At 46.3% G+C, this 20233-nt stretch carries 25 protein-coding genes; 22 read left to right on the forward strand and 3 right to left on the reverse strand.

Annotated elements, in window-relative coordinates; all coding sequences use genetic code 11:
- The 17 genes from HDC91_RS06055 to HDC91_RS06135 all read left to right on the forward strand — a co-directional run bounded on the left by HDC91_RS06055 (position 1) and on the right by HDC91_RS06135 (position 13737).
- Positions 1-855 carry an AraC family transcriptional regulator gene (locus HDC91_RS06055; RefSeq protein ID WP_183549300.1) on the forward strand — a complete coding sequence of 285 codons (855 nt, stop codon included), beginning with the start codon at positions 1-3 and terminating at the stop codon, positions 853-855.
- Positions 856-915: 60 nt separating this feature from the next.
- A complete protein-coding gene (locus tag HDC91_RS06060; protein WP_183549303.1) occupies positions 916-1605 on the forward strand; it encodes a hypothetical protein in 690 nt (229 codons plus the stop codon).
- A 25-nt stretch (positions 1606-1630) separates the two neighbouring features.
- Positions 1631-2353 (forward strand): SDR family oxidoreductase, encoded by a 723-nt coding sequence (locus HDC91_RS06065; RefSeq protein ID WP_183549306.1) that lies wholly within the window; start codon positions 1631-1633, stop codon positions 2351-2353.
- A 656-nt stretch (positions 2354-3009) separates the two neighbouring features.
- On the forward strand, positions 3010-4287 hold the full coding sequence (locus tag HDC91_RS06070; RefSeq protein ID WP_183549310.1) for a site-specific integrase: 1278 nt from the start codon (positions 3010-3012) through the stop codon (positions 4285-4287).
- A 78-nt stretch (positions 4288-4365) separates the two neighbouring features.
- Positions 4366-4755, forward strand: coding sequence for an ORF6N domain-containing protein (locus HDC91_RS06075; protein WP_183549314.1), 390 nt, complete (start codon positions 4366-4368; stop codon positions 4753-4755).
- Positions 4736-5176: a hypothetical protein gene (locus HDC91_RS06080; protein ID WP_183549317.1), complete on the forward strand. Its 441-nt coding sequence runs from the start codon at positions 4736-4738 to the stop codon at positions 5174-5176. Before HDC91_RS06075 ends, HDC91_RS06080 begins: the two co-directional genes overlap by 20 nt.
- Positions 5177-5209: 33 nt before the next feature.
- The gene (locus tag HDC91_RS06085; RefSeq protein WP_183549319.1) at positions 5210-5374 is read left to right on the forward strand and encodes a hypothetical protein; all 165 of its coding nucleotides are present in this window, start codon (positions 5210-5212) and stop codon (positions 5372-5374) included.
- Positions 5375-5574: 200 nt separating this feature from the next.
- Positions 5575-5949, forward strand: a complete 375-nt coding sequence (locus HDC91_RS06090) for a type II toxin-antitoxin system HigA family antitoxin (protein WP_183549321.1) — start codon at positions 5575-5577, stop codon at positions 5947-5949.
- A 259-nt stretch (positions 5950-6208) separates the two neighbouring features.
- Positions 6209-6490 carry a helix-turn-helix domain-containing protein gene (locus tag HDC91_RS06095; RefSeq protein WP_183549323.1) on the forward strand — a complete coding sequence of 94 codons (282 nt, stop codon included), beginning with the start codon at positions 6209-6211 and terminating at the stop codon, positions 6488-6490.
- 53 nt (positions 6491-6543) lie between these two features.
- The gene (locus HDC91_RS06100) at positions 6544-6852 is read left to right on the forward strand and encodes a hypothetical protein (protein ID WP_183549326.1); all 309 of its coding nucleotides are present in this window, start codon (positions 6544-6546) and stop codon (positions 6850-6852) included.
- Positions 6853-6863: 11 nt separating this feature from the next.
- A complete protein-coding gene (locus tag HDC91_RS06105; protein WP_183549329.1) occupies positions 6864-7481 on the forward strand; it encodes a ParA family protein in 618 nt (205 codons plus the stop codon).
- Between the two features lie 125 nt (positions 7482-7606).
- The gene (locus HDC91_RS06110) at positions 7607-7876 is read left to right on the forward strand and encodes a hypothetical protein (protein ID WP_183549332.1); all 270 of its coding nucleotides are present in this window, start codon (positions 7607-7609) and stop codon (positions 7874-7876) included.
- A gap of 145 nt (positions 7877-8021) precedes the next feature.
- Entirely contained in the window at positions 8022-8432 is a 411-nt protein-coding gene (locus HDC91_RS06115) for a hypothetical protein (protein WP_183549335.1), read from the forward strand.
- Positions 8399-9607 carry a relaxase/mobilization nuclease domain-containing protein gene (locus HDC91_RS06120; RefSeq protein WP_183549349.1) on the forward strand — a complete coding sequence of 403 codons (1209 nt, stop codon included), beginning with the start codon at positions 8399-8401 and terminating at the stop codon, positions 9605-9607. Before HDC91_RS06115 ends, HDC91_RS06120 begins: the two co-directional genes overlap by 34 nt.
- A gap of 2 nt (positions 9608-9609) precedes the next feature.
- Complete coding sequence (gene mobC / locus HDC91_RS06125) at positions 9610-11532, forward strand: conjugal transfer protein MobC (protein ID WP_183549351.1); 1923 nt, start codon at positions 9610-9612, stop codon at positions 11530-11532.
- Positions 11533-11926: 394 nt separating this feature from the next.
- Positions 11927-13036 carry a sensor histidine kinase gene (locus HDC91_RS06130; RefSeq protein ID WP_183549353.1) on the forward strand — a complete coding sequence of 370 codons (1110 nt, stop codon included), beginning with the start codon at positions 11927-11929 and terminating at the stop codon, positions 13034-13036.
- On the forward strand, positions 13033-13737 hold the full coding sequence (locus HDC91_RS06135; protein WP_183549356.1) for a LytTR family DNA-binding domain-containing protein: 705 nt from the start codon (positions 13033-13035) through the stop codon (positions 13735-13737). The genes HDC91_RS06130 and HDC91_RS06135 overlap by 4 nt, the downstream gene beginning before the upstream one ends.
- A 13-nt stretch (positions 13738-13750) precedes the next feature.
- On the opposite strand, the gene HDC91_RS06140 is transcribed toward HDC91_RS06135, so the two are convergent.
- From HDC91_RS06140 to HDC91_RS06150, 3 genes are read right to left on the reverse strand one after another with little or no spacing between them, the layout of a single operon-like run.
- Positions 13751-14428 carry a DUF2807 domain-containing protein gene (locus HDC91_RS06140; RefSeq protein ID WP_183549358.1) on the reverse strand — a complete coding sequence of 226 codons (678 nt, stop codon included), beginning with the start codon at positions 14426-14428 and terminating at the stop codon, positions 13751-13753.
- A gap of 4 nt (positions 14429-14432) precedes the next feature.
- The gene (locus HDC91_RS06145) at positions 14433-15197 is read right to left on the reverse strand and encodes a hypothetical protein (RefSeq protein WP_183549360.1); all 765 of its coding nucleotides are present in this window, start codon (positions 15195-15197) and stop codon (positions 14433-14435) included.
- A gap of 7 nt (positions 15198-15204) precedes the next feature.
- On the reverse strand, positions 15205-16035 hold the full coding sequence (locus HDC91_RS06150; RefSeq protein ID WP_183549362.1) for an ATP-binding cassette domain-containing protein: 831 nt from the start codon (positions 16033-16035) through the stop codon (positions 15205-15207).
- Between the two features lie 7 nt (positions 16036-16042).
- Here HDC91_RS06150 and HDC91_RS06155 point away from each other — a divergent pair, with 7 nt between their 5' ends.
- The 5 genes from HDC91_RS06155 (at position 16043) to HDC91_RS06175 (ending at position 20166) form a co-directional block, all read left to right on the forward strand.
- A complete protein-coding gene (locus HDC91_RS06155) occupies positions 16043-16276 on the forward strand; it encodes a hypothetical protein (RefSeq protein WP_183549365.1) in 234 nt (77 codons plus the stop codon).
- The gene (locus HDC91_RS06160) at positions 16258-17061 is read left to right on the forward strand and encodes a CPBP family intramembrane glutamic endopeptidase (RefSeq protein WP_183549366.1); all 804 of its coding nucleotides are present in this window, start codon (positions 16258-16260) and stop codon (positions 17059-17061) included. Before HDC91_RS06155 ends, HDC91_RS06160 begins: the two co-directional genes overlap by 19 nt.
- Positions 17042-17854, forward strand: coding sequence for a CPBP family intramembrane glutamic endopeptidase (locus HDC91_RS06165; protein WP_183549367.1), 813 nt, complete (start codon positions 17042-17044; stop codon positions 17852-17854). Before HDC91_RS06160 ends, HDC91_RS06165 begins: the two co-directional genes overlap by 20 nt.
- Positions 17855-18001: 147 nt before the next feature.
- On the forward strand, positions 18002-19036 hold the full coding sequence (locus tag HDC91_RS06170; protein ID WP_183549369.1) for a right-handed parallel beta-helix repeat-containing protein: 1035 nt from the start codon (positions 18002-18004) through the stop codon (positions 19034-19036).
- Between the two features lie 2 nt (positions 19037-19038).
- Positions 19039-20166, forward strand: coding sequence for a serine hydrolase (locus tag HDC91_RS06175; RefSeq protein WP_183549371.1), 1128 nt, complete (start codon positions 19039-19041; stop codon positions 20164-20166).
- Positions 20167-20233: the final 67 nt, after the last annotated feature.

Consider the following 20233-nt stretch of genomic DNA (forward strand, 5'->3'; position numbering starts at 1 on the left):
ATGATGAACGATATTCCCTGGCACCAACTGTATGATCGCGCCGATTCCGGCGTAGAGATCGACCATTTCGAGCCGGGCGACAGCTACGAAGAAGATGAACCGCTGGGGGCGCACCGGGATGACCATTACATCTTTTTCCTGGTCGAATCCGGTAACGCGGAGCTGATGATCGACTTCCATGTCGTACCCTTAACCCCCGGTGAGATCTATTTTATCTTACCGGGACAGGTGCACCATCGCATTAATGCCGAAATGGCCTATGGCTGGTACCTGGCAATAGATACCAGCCTGCTTAGTGCTGCACAGCGACAGGTCTTCGAAGAGCGGCTGGCGCTACAACAGCCGGTTAGTCTCAATGAGACCGAACAGCAGCGCTTCCAACAAGTGCTGGAACCGCTCTACCGGCATTACCAGGAACAGGCAGCGGAGCCTTTCTATCACCCCATCCTGTACAGCTTTATACAGGTGTTTACCGGTATGGTGGCGGCCCTGTACCAGCGTGCGGAAAGTACCGGCATCGCCCCGAACCGTAAAACCCAGCTTACCCAGGCGTTCAAGGCGCTGCTGACCGAAAAACACAAAACGCTGAAAAGTCCTTCGGCCTATGCCGGATTGCTGAATGTTTCTACAGCTTATTTGAACGAGGCGCTGAAGGCAACTACCGGCCTGCCCGTCAGCCACTGGATCATCCAGGAGTTGATGCTGGAGGCTAAACGATTATTATACTATACCAACAGCACGGTCAAGGAGATCGCATTCGAGCTTGGTTATGCGGACCATACCTATTTTTCGCGCCTGTTCAAAGAACAAGTTGGGCAAACGCCATTGGCTTTCCGGGCGGCTTACCGCGAATAGTCCAATCAATGCCCCGATGGCTGTCTTGATAATCAACGTAGGTCACCGTTCCTTTGTGGTATGGAAACAACGACATTCAACCCTTTCAAAAAGGCCGCAAGCTTACTGAGCGACCGGCTGTTGCACAGCGGCAGCGTGCTGGATGTGCGGCACTGGGCCGGAGCAGGCATGACCGAGATCGACCTGCATCTCCCTGAGGCTGATATGCGCCAATGGCAGGATGTACCCTATATCAAATTCCGGGTTGGGCCGTTTACCTACCGCGATTATACCCCTTTTGGCTGGGACGCTGATACATCGACCTGCTCGCTACTGATTGACACCGGGCATCATGGAGCAGGCAGTGATTGGGCCAAACAATTGATGGTGCAGGATACGGTGCAGTATTTAAAGATAGACTTTACCCGTCAAAGCCCGCACCCGACCGACCTCGTTGTAGGCATCGGCGACAGCAGTAGTCTGGCACACCTGCTGGCCCTGCGGCAGTTGACCTTGCCGCAGAGTCGCTTTGACGGCGCGCTCATCCTGAATAATCCGGCGCAGGCAGAATTGCTGCGGGATTATTTTGGTGTGCAGTTGGCCAACCTTCGTGATCAACAGCAGCTTGTGGAATGGCTGGCAAAACAACCTTTTTGCGAGCAACATTCCAGGTTCTATATCACGGGCGGGAATAGTTTGGTTTCCAGCCTGCGGCAGGAACTGCGCGCCAATGGTTTTAGGCAAATCAGGGTAAAAGGCTTTTGGGAATAAGGTAATAACAACGTAAATCGACAATATGAAAAACATACTGATTACCGGTGCTAATAAAGGCATCGGCCTGGAGACTGCCAGACAACTGGCGGGGCAAGGACACCGCATTTTTATTGGCAGCCGGAATAAAACTAACGGGGATGAGGCTGTCGCCAAATTACGAGCGCAAGGTCATAACAGCGTGGAATCACTGGTCATCGATATTGCCGACAGTAATGCAGTAAAACAGGCACGGGAGCAATTGGAGCAGCGCATTGAGGCGCTGGACGTGCTGATCAACAACGCGGGTATCGCTGGCGACATGCCGCAGGATTTTGTCAATGGCTCGGTAAAGAACCTTCGTCTCATCTTTGACACCAACTTTTTCGGTACGGTACAGACCACACGCGAGTTTTTGCCCTTGCTGAGAAGATCGGAAGCAGCGCATATCATCAATGTCTCCAGCGAGGTCGGCTCTATTACGCTGCGCACGGCATCCGGCAGGAACCTGAACCGCGATAAGTACAATGCTTATGGGGCTTCCAAGACAGCGGTTAACGCCTTCACCGTGATGCTGGCCAACGAACTCCGGTCCGACGGCATCCGCGTTAACAGCGTTACGCCCGGCTATACGGCAACCGATCTGAACCAGTTCCAGGGTGCCAAGACACCTGAGCAAGGCGCCTGGCCCATCGTTAAGCTGGCGAATGAGACGGACGAACGCGTGACCGCTAAGTTTTTTAATGACGACGGTGAAGTGCCGTGGTAACAATCTTCTGTCGTTTGCTACATTTCCGGACTTCAGCTAAGTAATGCCCCGGTTTCACCAGGCCTGGAACTTGAAGGTCACGGACGCTTGACTATATTAAAATTAACCAAAGCATATTTGCGCATGCGCCTTGTCGGGCTCGAACCTGGAACCCACTAAAAATGGGGGTGATTTTTTGTCTGATTTTTAGTATTTTCAGATCCATTTGGGTATATTTGTGTAGCTGGAGAGCTAAACGGACAAAACGGCGGACAACGCTGTAGTTTTACCTCGCAAAGTATTGATAGTCAACGACTAATAAACATATAGGATTAGCCCAGGTGGGCGCACGAAACGAGAGTTTTATCCAAACTTTCAAATCGAGATAACCCTGTAAATCAATGATTTACGGGGTTTTTTATTTTATTCAAATCCTTTTCAGTCCTTTAAAATACACCATTTCTGACACCAAAACGCCACCCCAAATTTAATTTTTAGGTTTGGGGGTTTTTTAAGAGTTAATTGGCTGTTTTACAGGATTTTAAGTCCGTTAATTAAGGACTTAAAAATACTCAAAAAGATCAGAAATCTGCACCTTTTTTCATCTTAAAAAACCCCTAAACCGAAGGTTCGGGGGATTTATTAATCGTTTTACTCACTTAAAAAACTGTTAAAAGATGAGAACATCGCAGTCATTTGGTGTGCACTTCACCGTAAAAAAAGACAAAGTGAAAGATGGCATAGCCTGCGTATACGCAGTTATTACCATTAACAAAGAGAAAGTGATCTTCGCCCTGAAGAAAAAGGTGAACATCGAACAATGGGACAAAGGCCACGGCGGCCTTAAAGTGAAAGTTCCCGAAGCTAAAGAAACCAACAGCTATTTAGAGCAGGTTAAATTCACCATCACCAGTTACTATCAGCAATTGCAACTGGATGGCAAAGAGATCACCCCGCAGCTGCTCAAAGCTTGTTTCCTCGGAGAAGATACCGAAGAGACGTACAATTTAAGTACCCTGATGGATTACCACCAGGAGACCGCTTCGGCAGCCTTGACCTGGAGCACCCTTAAACATTATGCCGTGACCCGCCGCTACCTGGAAAAATTCTTAAAAGCCAGGTACAAGACCACCGATTACCGCATCAAGGATATCGACTACAAATTCATTGTTGACTTCGAAACTTTCCTGCGTAACCACAAGCCCGCAGATCATTTTCAACCGTTGAATAACAACGGTGTGATGAAGCACCTGATTCGTCTTCGTAAAATGACCACGCTGGCATTCAAGTTACAATGGATCAGTAAAGACCCCTTTAAAAATTACAAATTCCGCTATAAAAAAGTAGAGACCGCCTTTTTGTCTGCAAACGAATTGAAGGCCCTGGAAAACTATGATATTGCTTCTGAAACGCTTAGTGCGATCCGCGACTATTTCCTGTTCGCCTGTTATACCGGCCTGTCATTTGTCGACTTGATGAACTTAAGTGAAAACAATGTTGTCCGCGGTGAGGACGGTGAAAAGTGGCTCAAATTGTTCCGGCAAAAAAGCAACGAGGCGACTAACCTCCCGCTGCTCAGCCCGGCCCTGACGATCATGAATAAATACAAGGATAATCCAAGATCAGTCACTTTAAATAAAATATTCCCGACCATCACCAATCAAAAGGTTAATGTTTATTTAAAAGAGATCGCCAAGATCGTAGGCATTAAAAAGAAGTTAACCTTTGGCGTTGCCCGGCATACGTTCGCAACCACCATCACGCTGGCCAATAACGTGCCCATCGAAACGGTGAGTAAAATGATGGGCCATACCAAGATCGCCACCACACAAATCTATGCCAGGGTATTACTTAAAAAGATCAGTGAGGATATGCACGTATTGCGGGAAAAACTCGAACCGGAAGCACCTAAGCGCAAAGCGTCAAGAAAACCGGTTTTAAAGCGAGTAAGTTGATCCCATTTGAATTGCGCAGACACTGTTTGCGCAATGTTGGGCAATGCTATTTAAACAATAATTAATTAAACAAATATCATGGCAACACCAGATAAATTAATAGAACTGTTAACCGGCAAAGTATTCAAAGTTCGTAACCAAACCGTGGTATTCGACTTTGATGCGGCCGCAATATATGAAGTGAATATCGCTGTTTTACATAAAGCGGTAACCAAACATTCCAGGCGTTTTCCGGACGATTTTATGTTTTGGCTGACACCTGATGAATGGAAGCCGATCGCGGAACAAATATCCCCCGGCCTTTCCGCTACCAAACTACTGCCGCCATTAGCTTTTACCAATGGCGGGCTGTTTATGCTGTCCAGCGTTTTAAAAGGGCCGCGAGCAGCACAAGTCAGTGTGCTGATTATAGAGTCGCTATTTTCTTATAAAAAAATCATTGATAGCGATGAATTTACCACATTATAATACAACGACCACTGATTTTAGGGAATATGAGTTCTTTAGTGATGGACCGAAAGGCGTGATAAAAAAGATAGTCAGGTTTCAAAAAATACAGGAATCACCTGTTATTTATAATCTTGCATTTGGAGACCAGGACCCGGAAACTGGCGATATCATTGATTCTATAACAACGAATAACGATGACAGGGACATTGTTTTGGCGACGGTGGCGAACACCGTTATTGACTTTTGTAAACATTATGGGAATCAATTCATTATAGCTACGGGTAGTACACCTGCAAGAACGAGATTATATCAAATGGGTATCAACAGGTTGCTTGATGAAATTAGCATAGATTTTAATATCTATGGCATTATCGGGAATAACTCTTATCAGTTTCAGAAGAACATTAACTATGATGCTTTTTTGGTTAAGAGAAAATAAAATGTTATTATTGAATATAAGTAAGGAGTAATTATGTCAGCAGTTAATAAAACAGATACCAATACCAGCTACAGCGGCGGGGCTACTGTCGTAAAAAACATGAAGAGCCATGCCAATGATCCTTTTTTTGTAAAAAAAGCAGCGCAAGCCAAAGCGATCGTAAGTAAGTTAACTTTACCTGAAAGCGACAAGAAATAATGGTCGATAAAGTATATAGAAGAGGCTGGAGTTTTTCCAGCCTTTTTTTTATAATGCCCAAATAAAAATGTTCCCTGCTCTTATCGCGCAGACTGTGCCGGGGACGGTGATAGATCCGTTGATACCACCACGCACATTTAAATAACTTTTCAATGATTACGGAATGTTCTCATTTAGTGAACTTTTGTTATTTTTGGTAAATGAAATACAAGGTAATCAAAGACGAAGGACAGTATATCCAATATTGCGAAAGCCTTGAACAGCTCTTAGCTTTAAAGGTTGATGCGGCGGTGCAGGATGAGATCGACCTGTTAACCCTGTTGATTGAGAGCTATGACGCTTCCCATGATACTTTTGCCGATAGCGATCCTATCATTTTGCTCCGTTCCTTTATGTCCGATCACCATTTAAAACAACACCACCTGGTGGAATTACTGGGCGTAAGCAAAGGTTACGTTTCCGATATTTTAAATTATAAAAAAGGATTGTCCAAAGAAGTGATCCGGAAATTGGCCGACCACTTTAAAGTCCGCCAGGAGGCTTTTAACAGATATTATCCGCTATTCCCAAAATAACACCGGCCTCAAATTGCTATCAAGTTAGTATGATAGCAAAGTATCATTATAGCATCATAGCAATTAACCTAATAAATTCCGCGACACTATCTCGGAATTTATTTTTGGGTTTATTTCAGTTTATCTCATTCCTTTTCCACCTCAAAATAACGCCACCTATCCCAAAGTTGTCATTTTCTGATTTACAGGGTTCCGAATTTTGAAGTCCTTAAAAATTAAAGTTATGGACAAGACATTGGAACAACGATCTAGAATGGGCATGGTCCCGACGCGGAACCAGATATTAACCCTCGGTGACCTGGAGGACTTCAAAAATGATATGCTCCAGGAAGTTAAACGCATCATTAAAGAATGTGCCAGCGGCATGCCTGGTAAAAAATGGTTGAAATCAGCTGAAGTCAAAAAGCTGCTGGGCATTTCACATGGCTTCCTGCAATCCCTTCGGGACAGCGGCGTATTGCCTTTTACTAAAATTGGCGGCTCTATCTATTACGATTACGAAGACATCACCTTTATGATGTCTACCAACAAAAGCGCCTGATGTTGAACCGGCCGGGCCTGTCAGCCAGCGTCCGGCCATTTTTTCTAAATCCTATGTTATTTCAAACACCCAAACGTAAAGCCAAACGGGTGCCTGTCGAGCGCAGGAAACCCGAATTGATTCTGCAAAAAGGGTTCGGCACAGAGATGCCGCCGCAAAAACGCCTGGTCGAAATATACTTTGATCAAAAAAATATGACCGCGCAAGCAGATGTATTCTACAAATACTATGAAAAAGCGAATTGGAGCAGTCCTAAAGGAACTCCCTACCGGAACTGGAAGTTACTCGCCGGGGAATGGATCTTCAACTACGAACAGGAACAGAAGCTCCGCAAAAGGCAGCGGGAAAATTTAATTTATTAACCTTCAAAATTATGGCAAAGATTATCACCATCGCCCACCAAAAGGGTGGCGTAGGCAAAAGCACCTTAGCGATCAACCTGGCGCTATGTTTCCAGGATCAACTGTCAGTAGCCCTTGTGGACACTGACTTACAAGGGAGTCTATATCATATCCGGGAAGACTTCCCGGAACTGGCTGTCATTGGCGCTGATAAAATAACAGACATTGAAAAATTGGACTATGATCTCATCATCGTCGATACCCCGCCGTATTTGTCCAGTAAACTGCCGGAACTATTTCTACATTCGGATTTTATCCTAATACCGACCAAAGCTGGTTTCTTCGATGTGATGGCCATCCGTTCTACGCTGGCACTGATCAAAGAGGCACAGGCTAAAGCGCCCCAGCTTAAAGCCGGCATCGTAATGAATATGGTCAAGCCGCGGACCGGCCTGACAGAGGATGTTGCCGATCTGATCAAAAGCATGGATACGCCATTACTAAAAACCAAGGTGCATGACCGGGTGAGCATTGCCCGCTCATCGATCACCGGAGGCATCCTAAAAGGTCCGGATAAAAAAGCCAAAGAAGAGCTCATGGCGTTGACCGAAGAAGTCGTGGAACGAATTAGCGCCGAGGTATCCCGCTAGCTTTTTATTTCTATAGGAAGCTAGCAAAATCGCAAACTACAATCGTAGCAAGTTATCAAACTAGCGCCGCATGATAGGAAACTATCAAACTAGCAATGACTGCTAACAAACTATCAAAATAGCAAATGGAAGATTATAAAAAAAAGCTGGGTGGGTTGGCAGACAAACTCAAACAGGAAAGGCCCGCTACCCCCATTCAAGAAGTGATCCCTGTTAAGGCAGCACCTGTTCCAAACGAGCCCGAAGTACAGTTCAACAACCGGATACCCAAGGGCCTTTTAAAGCGCCTCAAAACATTCGGACTGGAGTATGATGAATCTTTGAAGGACATCAATATCCAGGCACTTGAACTCTATCTGCAAAGCAGACAACAAACAACAAAAAAGGCCGATTAAACACTAATAGCAGGATTAAACTGCCCGCTTCGCAGCAGTTAGCAAGATGTACAATTGTGTCACAATTGAATCTTGCCCTCCGCGCCCGGGCGGCTGCGGGTCCAGGTAAAAATCCTCCGGAGTCGGATTTTTAAAGATAATAACAATGGCTACACAGGAAGATAAACGGATACAATGGAAGAACCTCCGCTTTAAACCGGAGGAATATCAATTGCTCGAAAATCGGTTCAAAAAGACACCCTTTCGCAAGTTAAGTGAATACATGCGCAGCGTCCTGCTGGAAAAGCCGGTAACCGTCTTTTATCGCGATAAAGCGATGGATGATGTGCTGGAGGAAATGATCCTGCTGCGGCAGGAATTAAATGCCATCGGCAATAACCTCAACCAGGCGATGCGCGGTATCAACAGTGCTCACGGTAATGCCGATACCCGGTTATGGATGAATTTGCTGGGTGTAATTAACACCAAACTCGAACCCGCCATCAATCAAATTAAAGAACGGATGAACCAATACGCGGACATATGGTCGCAAAAATTAAGAGCGGCAAAAGCCTGATCGGCGCGCTCAATTACAACGAGAATAAAGTAAAGCAGGGAAAAGCAGTATTGATAGCAGCTGCAAAATATCCAAAAGACAAAGAGCAATTGTCTTTCAATGATAAGCTGTTCCGGCTGACTGATCTGGCTTCGATGAACCAGCGTGCTAAAACCAACACAGTACATATTTCGCTGAATTTTCCGAACGGCGAAGATCTGGCCAATGAAAAGCTAAACGCAATTGTGAAAGATTACTTGGTGGGTGTCGGCTTTGCTACCCAGCCTTATTTAGTTTACCGCCACGAGGATGCCGGGCACCCGCATTGCCATATCGTGACCACTAATATCAAACGGGATGGCCAGCGCATCAGCCTGCACTACCTGGGGCAAAGCGAATCAGAAAAAACCCGAAAGGCTATTGAGATCAAGTATGGTCTCGTTAAAGCGGAGGAACAAGCCCAACAAAAGCCGGATTTGAAAGCCTACGTTTCGGCAGCCGAATACGGTAAGGCCGAAACCAAACGCGCTATTACCAATATCTTAGGTTATGTTTTGCGGGCCTATAAATTCACCAGCGTGCCGGAATTGAACGCCGTTCTCGGCCAATATCATATCCAGGCTGACCGGGGTTCCAAAGATTCGCGCATGTATGCCCGCGAAGGGCTGGTTTACTGGATATTGGATAAACATGGAAATAAGATCGGTGTGCCGATCAAAGCCAGCACGATCTATGGTAAACCTACACTAAGAACACTGGAGGAAAAATTCCAGCTGAATGTGCAACTGCGTAAGCCGTTTAAAGATCAGCTTATAAAAATATTGGATGGCATATTAATCAGGCCGCTAACCAAACGGGACTTTCAAAAAGCATTGCATGAAAAGGACATTCAATGTATCCTGCGCCAAAATGACGAAGGGCGCATCTATGGCGTGACCTTTATCGACCAAAAAAATAAGGCGGTATTTAATGGCAGCGATCTGGGTAAAGCTTATAGCGCTAACCAGCTCAGCGCGCAATTATTACCAGACCCGGTAAAATCCAAACCGGGAATTCAAGATGCACTCCAAGGTCACGAATTTGGTCAGGCAACCTCAGGCGACGGGCTATTTGATGTGTTGTTCGCTGCCGAACGCGAAGACCTGGCCGCGCTGAACAAATTCAAAAAGAAGAAATGTAAAGGACTAAATCTATAATTATGCAAACCGGAGAAAACGAACAAGCGCTGCGGAAGATCATTGATTTTACCAGGCTATTGAGCATTGCGATACTGCTTATTCACTTCTATTTATGCTGTTACCCGGCGTTCCGGGAGCTGAAATTAACGCACAAGATTGTTGACCATATCCTATTGCCGCTATCTAAAATGGCAGCTTTCAAAACGGTGCTGATCGCTAAAATAAGTGCATTGCTGTTGTTGATCGTATCGTTGGTCGGCAGCAAAGGCAAGCGGGATGAAAAGATCCGGCCGAAAACGATCATTACTTACTGCCTGACCGGCCTTTTACTTTATTTCATCAGCGGTTTCTTTTTAGCCTTGCCACTGGCCGTTAAAACGGTGGCGGCGCTTTATATAGCCATCACGGCCTTTGGCTATCTCTTATTTATGACGGGTGGCGGGCTGTTGTTCCGCATGTTAAAACTCAAGTTAGGCAGCGATATCTTTAACAAGGAAAATGAAACCTTTCCGCAGGAAGAGCGGCTGTTGGAAAATGAATACTCCATTAACCTGCCTGCCAAATATCAACTGAAGGGCAAAGAAAGAGATAGCTGGATAAATGTCATTAACCCTTTTAGGGGAATATTGGTCGGCGGCAGCCCAGGTGCCGGTAAATCCTATTTCGTGATCCGGCATATCATTACCCAGCATATCCGCAAAGGGTTCAGCATGCTGATCTATGATTTTAAATATGATGACCTTTCCCGCATTGCTTACAATGCGCTCAGGGAACACGGTGGCCGTTCATTCTACGTCATTAACTTTGAAAAGATCATGCACCGCTGCAATCCTTTGGAGCCCGATACGATGCTGGATATCACCGATGCGATGGAATCGGCACGCACCATCATGATGGGCTTGAACCGGGAATGGATCAAAAAGCAGGGTGACTTTTTTGTGGAATCGCCGATCAATTTTGTCACGGCACTGATCTGGTTTTTGAAGAAATATGAAGGCGGGCGCTACTGCACTTTGCCGCATGTCATTGAACTTTCATTGGTTGATTACAAAGATTTGTTTGCCGTGTTAAGCAGTGAGCCGGAGATCGAAGTACTGATCAATCCCTTTATTTCTGCCTGGAAGAATGAGGCCTTCGAACAACTGGAAGGCCAGATCGCCAGCGCCAAGATCAGTTTGGCCCGGTTAAGTTCACCGCAGCTTTATTATGTATTAAGCGGTAATGACTTCTCGCTGGATATCAATAATCCTGACGAACCAAAGGTCGTTTGCCTGGCTAACAACCCGCAAAAGTCGCAGGTTTATGGAGCGGTGTTGTCGTTATATATTAATCGTATCAATAAGCTGGTCAACCGCAAGCACCAGCAGAAATGCAGCCTGATCTTTGACGAATTCCCGACCATCTACTTTAATGGCATCGATAACCTGATCGCGACCGCCCGTTCCAACAAGGTAGCCGTAACACTGGCCGTGCAGGATTACAGCCAGTTGAAAAAGGATTATGGCCGCGAGCAGGCGGAGGTCATCATGAATATCGTGGGTAATATTATTTGTGGCCAGGTCACCGGCGATACCGCCAAACAATTATCGGAACGATTCGGCAAGATCAATCAGGTCAAGGAAAGCGTCTCCGTCAACGCTACCGATACCTCGGTGAGCAGATCTACCCAACTGGATTATGCCATACCGGCCTCAAAAATAGCCGGACTTTCCTCCGGAGAGTTTGTCGGTATGGTCGCAGATGATCCGACTAATAAGATCGATCTGAAAACCTTCCATTGCCAAATTCAGAATGATCACCAAACCATTCAACAGGAAGAATTGGCCTACCTGGAAATTCCGGCAGTAAGGAGCATCAGCCAGTCGGAAATTATTATGACTTATCAACGGATCAAAGAAGATATCCGGTGCCTGGTCGAAAATGTAGTTACCACTTTAACCTGACCGTAAATGTCGAGCCGATATGCGCTACAGAGTTACCGAAATGCTGCCGTCTAACAAATAAAGCAGGTCTTTGAACGTATATCAGCCTATGGCGGAACCCTAAAATAACTGCTACCTATTATGACTACCTCCTGCGGAAATAGATCTTGATCAATTTATGTTTGATTTTTATGGTCCGTAAAAAAAACACACTCAGGCCAGGGAAACGGCACGGCAATAGTGGCAAAAACATTGATTAAATTAAGAACCGTCATCTGTTTTTTCTTACCTTCCCAGCCACATTAACAGTGTTTGAAATGAATTTGTCGTTGGAAAAAGAACCCTGTTGGTTAGCTTTTTTTTCGCGTTGGTCGTTTTATATTGATAACACGGCCTAAAAAGGGCAACTTTAGGTATGTCATTGTTCCAATCCCAATTTTTCATTTACCCTGGCAGGGGCTTGCGCTGGTTGCAGCATGTTTCGTTCTGGCTGCTGCTGCTCGGATTACGCTTTTATCTCACCAATATCTCCTTTAACGTCTATGGCGGTTTTCCTGTAAGCAGTATGCTGTTACTCAACACCTGCAGCACCGGCGTTATCGTCTTATTTTATTATACCCTGGTTTACTACCTCTGGCCAAAGTATTTCATCAGCCATCAATACATTAAAGGTGTATTGCTGATCTTATTCCTTTTAGTGATTTATACGATCTCTGATGCTATTGCCGAGAAATTTCTGATTAGCAGTTGCGCACCTTGTATGGCAAGGTTAGCTAAGACGGAACAGGGCTACTTCCAACTTATGAAATCCGATTTGAGCAATATCGTTCTCGTTCGCCTGGCTACTTTTGGTACGCCATTTTTCCTGCTGCTCACTTTGACTATTCCGATCAGTATTAAAACCGCCCTGAATGCCTACCGCAGCAATATGAGGAGTGTAACTCTGGCGAAAGAAAAACTCGAACTGGAACTTAATTTTCTCAGAGCGCAGCTCAACCCTCATTTTTTATTTAATTCCATGAACAATATTTATGGACTGATCATCGGGGGCGATAAGGAGCGGTCAGCTGGTCTGGTCTCCCGCCTGTCTGAATTGTTGCGCTATATGCTTTATGAATCCGAAGCGGAAACGATGCCACTCAGTAAAGAAATAAAGCTAATGTCCGATTATATTGAACTGGAAAAAGTAAGGCTGAATTTTACCAGGGTGACGTTTAATCCGCCAACCATTTTGGCCGACATCGGAATCGCCCCATTACTGCTGATTCCGCTGATCGAAAACGCGTTTAAATTCACCCCGGACGAACCCGGTGCTTTTATCGATATTGTATTAACTGTAACGCCTGATTCGATTAATTTTAAAATAGAGAATAGCGTCGACCCCACCAGGCCGGATGGCCTGTCCGGCGGCATCGGCCTGGGCAATCTGCGAAAGCGGCTCGAATTATATTATCCTGGCCGCTATCGTTATGAGATCAGCAACAACGGAATTAATTATTTGGTGAATTTAGCCCTGAACCTATGAAAAAGATCAATTGCATGATCGTTGATGATGAGCCGATCGCGCGGGATATCTTGCAAACTTATATTCAGCGTGTTCCCGAGCTGGAACTCGTTAAAAGCTGTCGCAATGCCACAGAAGCTTACGAGGGACTTTACAGCCAGCAGGTGGACCTTATTTTCCTCGACATTCAGATGCCGGTCATTACCGGTACAGAATTCGTTCGCTCGCTGCGTAAGTCGCCTCTGGTGGTTTTTACCACGGCTTATTCCAGCTATGCGGTTGAAGGATTTGAGCTCAATTCCGTTGATTACCTCTTAAAGCCGATCACTTTTGAACGGTTTTACCAGGCCGTGCAAAAAGTAAGCGAAAGAATGGCGATCAAACAGATCCCGTTGCCAGAGGCAGCGCATCAGCCGGACTACCTGTTCATCCGCCAGGATAACAGGCTGGTGCGTGTGGCGCATGACCAAATTCTGTATCTACAGGCGGAAAGAGATTTCAGCTCGGTTTATTTAAAGGAAACCAGGTTATTTGCAGGAATGCACCTGAAGCTATTCGAAGATATTTTGCCGCCCGGGCAGTTTCTCCGGGTGCACCGGTCCTATATCGTCAACCTTAAAGCAATCCGCGCGATCAAGGGCAACATGATCGAACTCGAAAATGCCGAGGTACCCATTGGAACAAGCAACCGGGAAGAACTGTTTCAAAGATTGCAGCTCTGAATGGCACCTCTTGTCATTTAACGAAGTTATTTAAATTGGCAGCGGTGATGACCAACCGGGCATTTCCATTCAGTTTGGTGAAGATTTTTCCGGCTTTAAGCGGTCCCAGATCTACGGAACTGCCCTCGTCCAGCGTGAGGCGCAAGGTGTCCGTCCGGTTACTTTCCCTGAAAGTTGCGGTCGATGAATGTCTGCCGTTGATGACCAGATTGCCGAGCCGGAGGTCTTTCATTCTGAGGATAGCCTGATGTTCCTGCGTGATCAACAGTGAATCCTGTTCCAATCCGCTCAGTTCACAATTAATGCCGGAGGTATTGATCGTCGCCAGCGCGGGAACGGTCAGGATCAGTCCGGTGCTGCATTGGTCCGGTAACTGGTATTGCTGGTTGGAAACCGTAAAATTGATCGCCAAAGTATCCAGACGCTGTTCCATCCGGAAAAATTGCTTCCTGGAATTCATCAGCCGGATGGTATAATCAGTTCCCCGCACGATCCTGACCGTATAAGAATTACCCCCGCTGATATGTAAAACCTGGTAAGGCCGGACCGGTACCATTCCGAAATTCTTAAAAGGATCTTTCAGGTCGATCCGGCGGTATTGCAGGGCCAGTTCGCGATCCGCAGCAAAAAGGGCTGCTACAAAGAAAACAGCGAACGCCGTTAACAACCGGTTGCTTTTTTTGATCATCATGAGGTTAAATTTCTTTTTCGGTAAACTTGAGGCAGGCGATGTAGCTTAAGAACAGCGGCAGCAGAAAATTATAGCTGACATTGATCAGTGCCTGGATGTTCGCTGGCAGATAGACATAAATATTTTCGCCCTCATGAATGAACTGGAAATAATTAAACGGCAAACTGCTGGTAATGCTGTTTTCACCGGTCATCACTTTCATGAGTACGACGTTCCCCGTGGCAGCGACAATAAAATACAGTACCATTAGTAAAAGCGTTTTGATCAGTGCGCCTTTCCGGAAAGCCAGGCTGCCGACCAGTAGCCATAACTGGAAATTGACAAAGACCAGGTAAAAGCTATAAAAGCCATTACTGAACACATTTGCTTTCATCATGGCGGACTGAGGGCCGGTTGCAATGCTGAAAAATAATGTTTCGACCAGGTAAAAGATCACGGTGTAAGCCGCGCCGTATAGGAAAACCGCGTACAGTATCCACAACATGATCTTCTGTCCGGCGGATGCAATAATGCCCAGCAGCCAGATCGTTTTCGCCGGATGGCGGAGTTCCTGGTATAAGAACGCAGAAAATGCCGCGCCCCCGCCGAACAGCCCGATCAGGAAGATACCGTTACCCACACCGCCGGAAAAGCTTTCGCGCCAATGCCAGGTAATAAAAAAGAGCAGAAATAATAAGCAGGCGATAGCCGTTGCCAATAAGCCATAAACCTGCCGGTGCTCTAAGTACTGGCGCCGGTTCAGGGCGATCATTTTTGCGATATCGTTCATGTCAATTTTATTGGGTTTGAAAAACAGCCCGGATGCCCGCCGGGTTATAAATGGCTGCGTTAAAAAGCAGTTCCAGATCGAGTGGGGATTCCTTAGCCCCGTTGTTCCTGCTGACTGAGATATGGCCCCCCGGCGTATCCATGCCATAGATGGTATCCTCGCCGGCCCGCTTCGCGCCGAAACAAAGCTTTTGCCCGATCTCTTCTTTATCGGCGGAAAGTATTACCTGCCCTTTGTCAATGATGATCACGCTGTCGATCAGGCCATCCAGGTCTTTGACCTGGTGGGTAGACATGATCGTGATCTTATCATTCCGTCTTGTCCGGGTAATGATTTCCCTGAATTCGATCTTGGAGGGGATATCCAGCCCGTTGGTCGGCTCGTCCATGATCAGGACATCGGTATTGGCCGCCAAAGCGAAAGCGATATGAATCTTTTTCTTTTGACCAAAGGAGAGTTTATGCAGCTGGCCTTTTTCCGGCACATTGAAAATTCTCAGGTATTCATAAAAGCAAGCCTCGTCAAAAGACCGGTAAAATACACTGTAGATCTGCAGGAAAACAGCGATCGTGACCGGCGGAAGCTCACACTCTTCGGGAATAAAGAACAGTTGCGCTAAAAACTCCGGCCGGCGATGCCGTGCCTCCAGTCCATTGATCGTGCAGCTTCCCTTTTGCGGGAAGATCAGCCCGGCCATGTTTTTGATCAGGCTGGATTTCCCGGCGCCGTTCTTACCCAGTAAACCATAAACCTTCCCCGGCAGCAGCGTCAGGTTCAATTCCTGGAACAGGGTGTTCCGGGAATGATAGCTATAAGTCAAATCTTTGATAACAATCATGCTACAAATGGAAGAACAATCTACCATCTGGTCAACTTTATTCGACGAACCTGGCTATATTTCCAACAGGCAGCGATCAGCAAACAACCGAACGTTGCCGGAGCGCCCGGCAGCAACGTATCGGCAGTCCGGGCAGTTTGGTTGCCATTTTCGATGGGTTCGTCGATTTTATTTTCCGGCTTCAACTGAATATTGTCCTTTTGTGAGCAATCAGGATAAAAAATGGAAAAGAAAAAATTGATTAACCTGCCGCCCGTTTGGCTAAGGGTAAGCATTTATTTTATAGTTATTATCGTAGCCGCTTATATCGCCGGAGTCGTCCCGGTGCTCGACAGCATCTTCTTTTATTTCGGTATCGCGCTGCTATTAAGCTTTTTGTTCCTTAAAGCAGAAGGTAAACCACTAACCAGCCTGGGCTTTGTACCTGCCAGCGCTGTCGATTGGAAAAACTTCTTCCGCGGGTTGGCCTGGGGCATAATCGCCTTATTGACAAGTGCGGGGCTTACGATCTGGTTGAACGGCGGCCGGCTGGTATTTACCGGTCATGCTGATCCGGTATTCTTACTAATACTCGTTTTTATCCATCTCTGGTCGTCTTTTGTTCAGGAATTTACCTACAGAGGCTATCCCTTTCAACGTCTGTTGCAATCATATGGGCCCTGGATCGCTCAGCTGGCGGTCACCCTGCCATTTGCCGTCATGCATTTGAAACTAAACGCCGGCTTAACCTGGCAACAATTCTTCATGACCTGGCTCACCACGGGACTGGGTTCTTTGCTGTATGGGCTTTGTTACCTGAAAACCGGGAAACTGGTGTTGTCCATCGGCCTGCATATGGGTTGGAACCTGGCCCAGGCGCTTGTTCCGCGCTCACCTGAGGAAAGCAAGACCATGCTTTTTACCCTTGTGCAGGATGGCGGACATTATTACCCTTTACATGTGCTGCTGCCCTACATAGGCGTTACTGCAATTATGCTGTTTTTTATCTGGCGGTCGAATATACTTCATGAAACAAACAGGCTATAACAGGATCGCCGCCGGCAAAATAAATACTTTATGGCGGGTCATGCTTTTTTGCATGTTATGTGCACTCCTATTGGTTGTGGGTTCTGCCGTACTTAAAAGCTGGCAAAGTCCCCTGGCAGACCTTTCACTCGGCGCCTTTGCTACTGTGGCATCATTTCTTCTCTCCATTCCGTTTGCGAAATGGGAGAAGTTATCACTTGGGCAACTTGGCATCGTTCCGGGCAAGGCGACCTTTAGCAAAGTAGGCACAGGTTTTTTGATCGGGCTTCTTATCGCTGGTCTCCATTTTTCTTTAGTGCTGATTTTTGGGCATATCAGTGTGACCAGTGCAAACCCTTCATTTCACCTGGTCATGTTTTATTTCCTCCTCTATTTGACTTTGGCAGCCAGGGAGGAAATCGCATTTCGCGGTTATGCGCTTCGCAGCCTGTCCTATAAGGTCGGCCACTGGAAAGCGCAGCTCATTATTGCTTTCATTTTCGCGCTGGAACACATGGCCGGAGGTTTCACCTGGCAGCAGGCCTTTTTGGGTTCCGGTGTAGGTGCCGTACTTTTTGGCATAGCAGCGCTGCGCACCAAAGGCATAGCGCTGCCCGTCGGACTTCATGCCGCCTGGAATTTCGGACAATGGAGTTTCGGGTTTAAAAATATGCCTGGGATCTGGCACGTTTTGCCCGTTGAAGGGTTTGAAGAAAAGAACCAACAACTAACTATGATTTGCTACCTGATCGTTGTTGGGCTGGCAATAGCAGCTTTTTATCTGTATCCTTTAAGAACATCACTAAAAAACTAAAAACATGACACAGATTTCCATACGGATTTCGGGCCAATCATGCGTTCAAATACATTCAAGAGAAAAACATGCAAAAAATAACCCGATATTCCCCTAACAAAGTTATCCCATGTATATAGCTTACTTTAAACACATTACAAGAAAATAGTGCATAATTATTTCATTGCGGTACTATTCATTTTTTCGATCTGCTCCTCGAAGGCACAATCCCTGTACGTAGACCCGGTAAAAGGGAATGATCAGGCAAAAGGCACATTAGCGGAGCCACTGGCCAGCCTGGATAAAGCGGTAAACCTTGCAAAAGATTTCGCTGGAAATGATAACATCAATATCAAGCTTGCCCCAGGTTTATATCTGATCAGGCAATCGTTAAAAATTGAATCCAATTCGCAGGCTGTTTCAGGAAAATTCACTATTGAGGCGATGGTAATGCCTGATGATGTTGACTGGACACCAGCGAAAATGCCGGTTATCCAGGTAACGACAGATTCCAACCGGGTAGGTAAGCTTTCCCATGCAAGTATCGCCTTCCAGGCCGAACGGAACAATGTGGCCTTAAAAGGATTGAAATTTTTAGGGAACCCTAACCCTTCATCGGTTTATTTTTACGCCATAGAGCGAAGGAACAGTGCTTTGAAAGATCTTGTAATTTCACAGTGCTATTTTATCGGTGAAAAAAATTCGGCGCCCATACAAGGGGGAATCTTTGCCCAGGGCGAAGGTATCCATATCGATCACTGTATATTTTATAACTGCAAGAATGCAGTGTTGTCATTCATCAATGTAAAGGATTTTTCCATTACGCATTCTATTATATACGGCGCTTACGAAGCAGCCATATGGCTAGGCTACGGACCAGACGCAGACCTGCCGTTCACCTTTCGTGATAACATTGTCGCCAATTGCAATTACTTCTGGGTAGGTGCCAAAGGAATTCATAAAAATTACCTGTTCAGGAATTCGGTTATTTCCGGAAACGCGAACTATTTAGGCATCAACGGTGATACCATTGTGCACGACCAGGTCAATAAACCAACTGAAAAAAATATCGATAAATCGGGAAAGGTGGTCTTAAGAGAGATCACAGCAGAGGGCGTTCCGCATGATTATTTAAATCTTTCGGGCACCTCTGCGGGCAGGCAGATCGATGCGGGAATATTCATTAATAAAAAAGCCATGTAACGATGAGAACACCAACACTGCGTATCAGTAAACATTTCAGTTTTATATTCTTGGTTCCGGCCTTTTGCCTGATCAGTCTGATTTGTTCCGGGCAGAACCGGCCGGTATCATCAGATAACCCGCTTCGTTCGCGCCTGGATTCGCTGGTCGACAAGCAGGTTCAGCGATATTTTCAGGATAAAAGAGCGGTCGGGCTTTCCATAGCCCTGGTACAGAACGGCAAGCCGCATTTTTACAATTACGGGGAGACCAAGGCCGGCAACGGGCAGCGTCCCGATAACAGGACCATTTATGAGATCGGGTCGATGACCAAATCCTTTACCGGGATCATTCTGGCCCGGGCGGTATTGGATAAGAAGATCAATCTGGAAGATGATATCCGGAAATATCTGAAGGGATCTTTTCCCAACTTAAGTTATAAGGGTACGCCTATACGCATTAAAGACTTGGCTAATCACACCTCAAGAATTACACGGATATTTCCGAATATGTGGGAAAGGCCTACCTACGATTCGCTTAATCCGCTACATGATTATACCCGGGCGCTTCTGTACGAAGGTCTTCATCAAATGAAGATGGATACACTTCCCGGCAAAATTTACTCCTACTCAAATATGGCGGTTGCTTTACTGGGTACCATACTGGAAGACGCTTACGGGCAGAATTACTTTTCGCTGGTATCAAAAAATATCCTGAAGCCTTACCAGATGAGGGATACACGTATCGACATCACATCACTTCAGCCAAGCCGGGTCGCGTGGCCGCACAATGCGCAAAGACAACCGGTGCCGCTATGGGATCTGGGAGAAGTACCGGCAATGGGCGCTTTAAGATCCACAACCGCTGATCTTGTCAATTATATCAAGGCCAACAATGCCGAGACCGACCCGGCCATTAAGCTTTCCCATCAGCGAACTTTCGGTACTGACCAGGAGGGTATGGCCCTGAATTGGTTCATTCACAGCAGCCCTAAAGGATATCGTATATTGGAACACGGCGGCGGTACAGGCGGTTCCCGCAGTTCATTGGATTGTTTCCCGCAGTTGAACTCCGGTTTGGTGATCCTGACCAACAGCCTGGCTAACCGGAATGACCTGGAAAAGGCATTAATTGCCGTACTGGCGGAATAACCAGTCCGCAATCGACCTTCTTCCTGGGCGCCCTTTTTGTAAAAGCTTTTTTTTCTTTCACAACTGC

It is taken from the genome of Mucilaginibacter sp. AK015 (genome assembly GCF_014200785.1).
Classification (GTDB): domain Bacteria; phylum Bacteroidota; class Bacteroidia; order Sphingobacteriales; family Sphingobacteriaceae; genus Mucilaginibacter.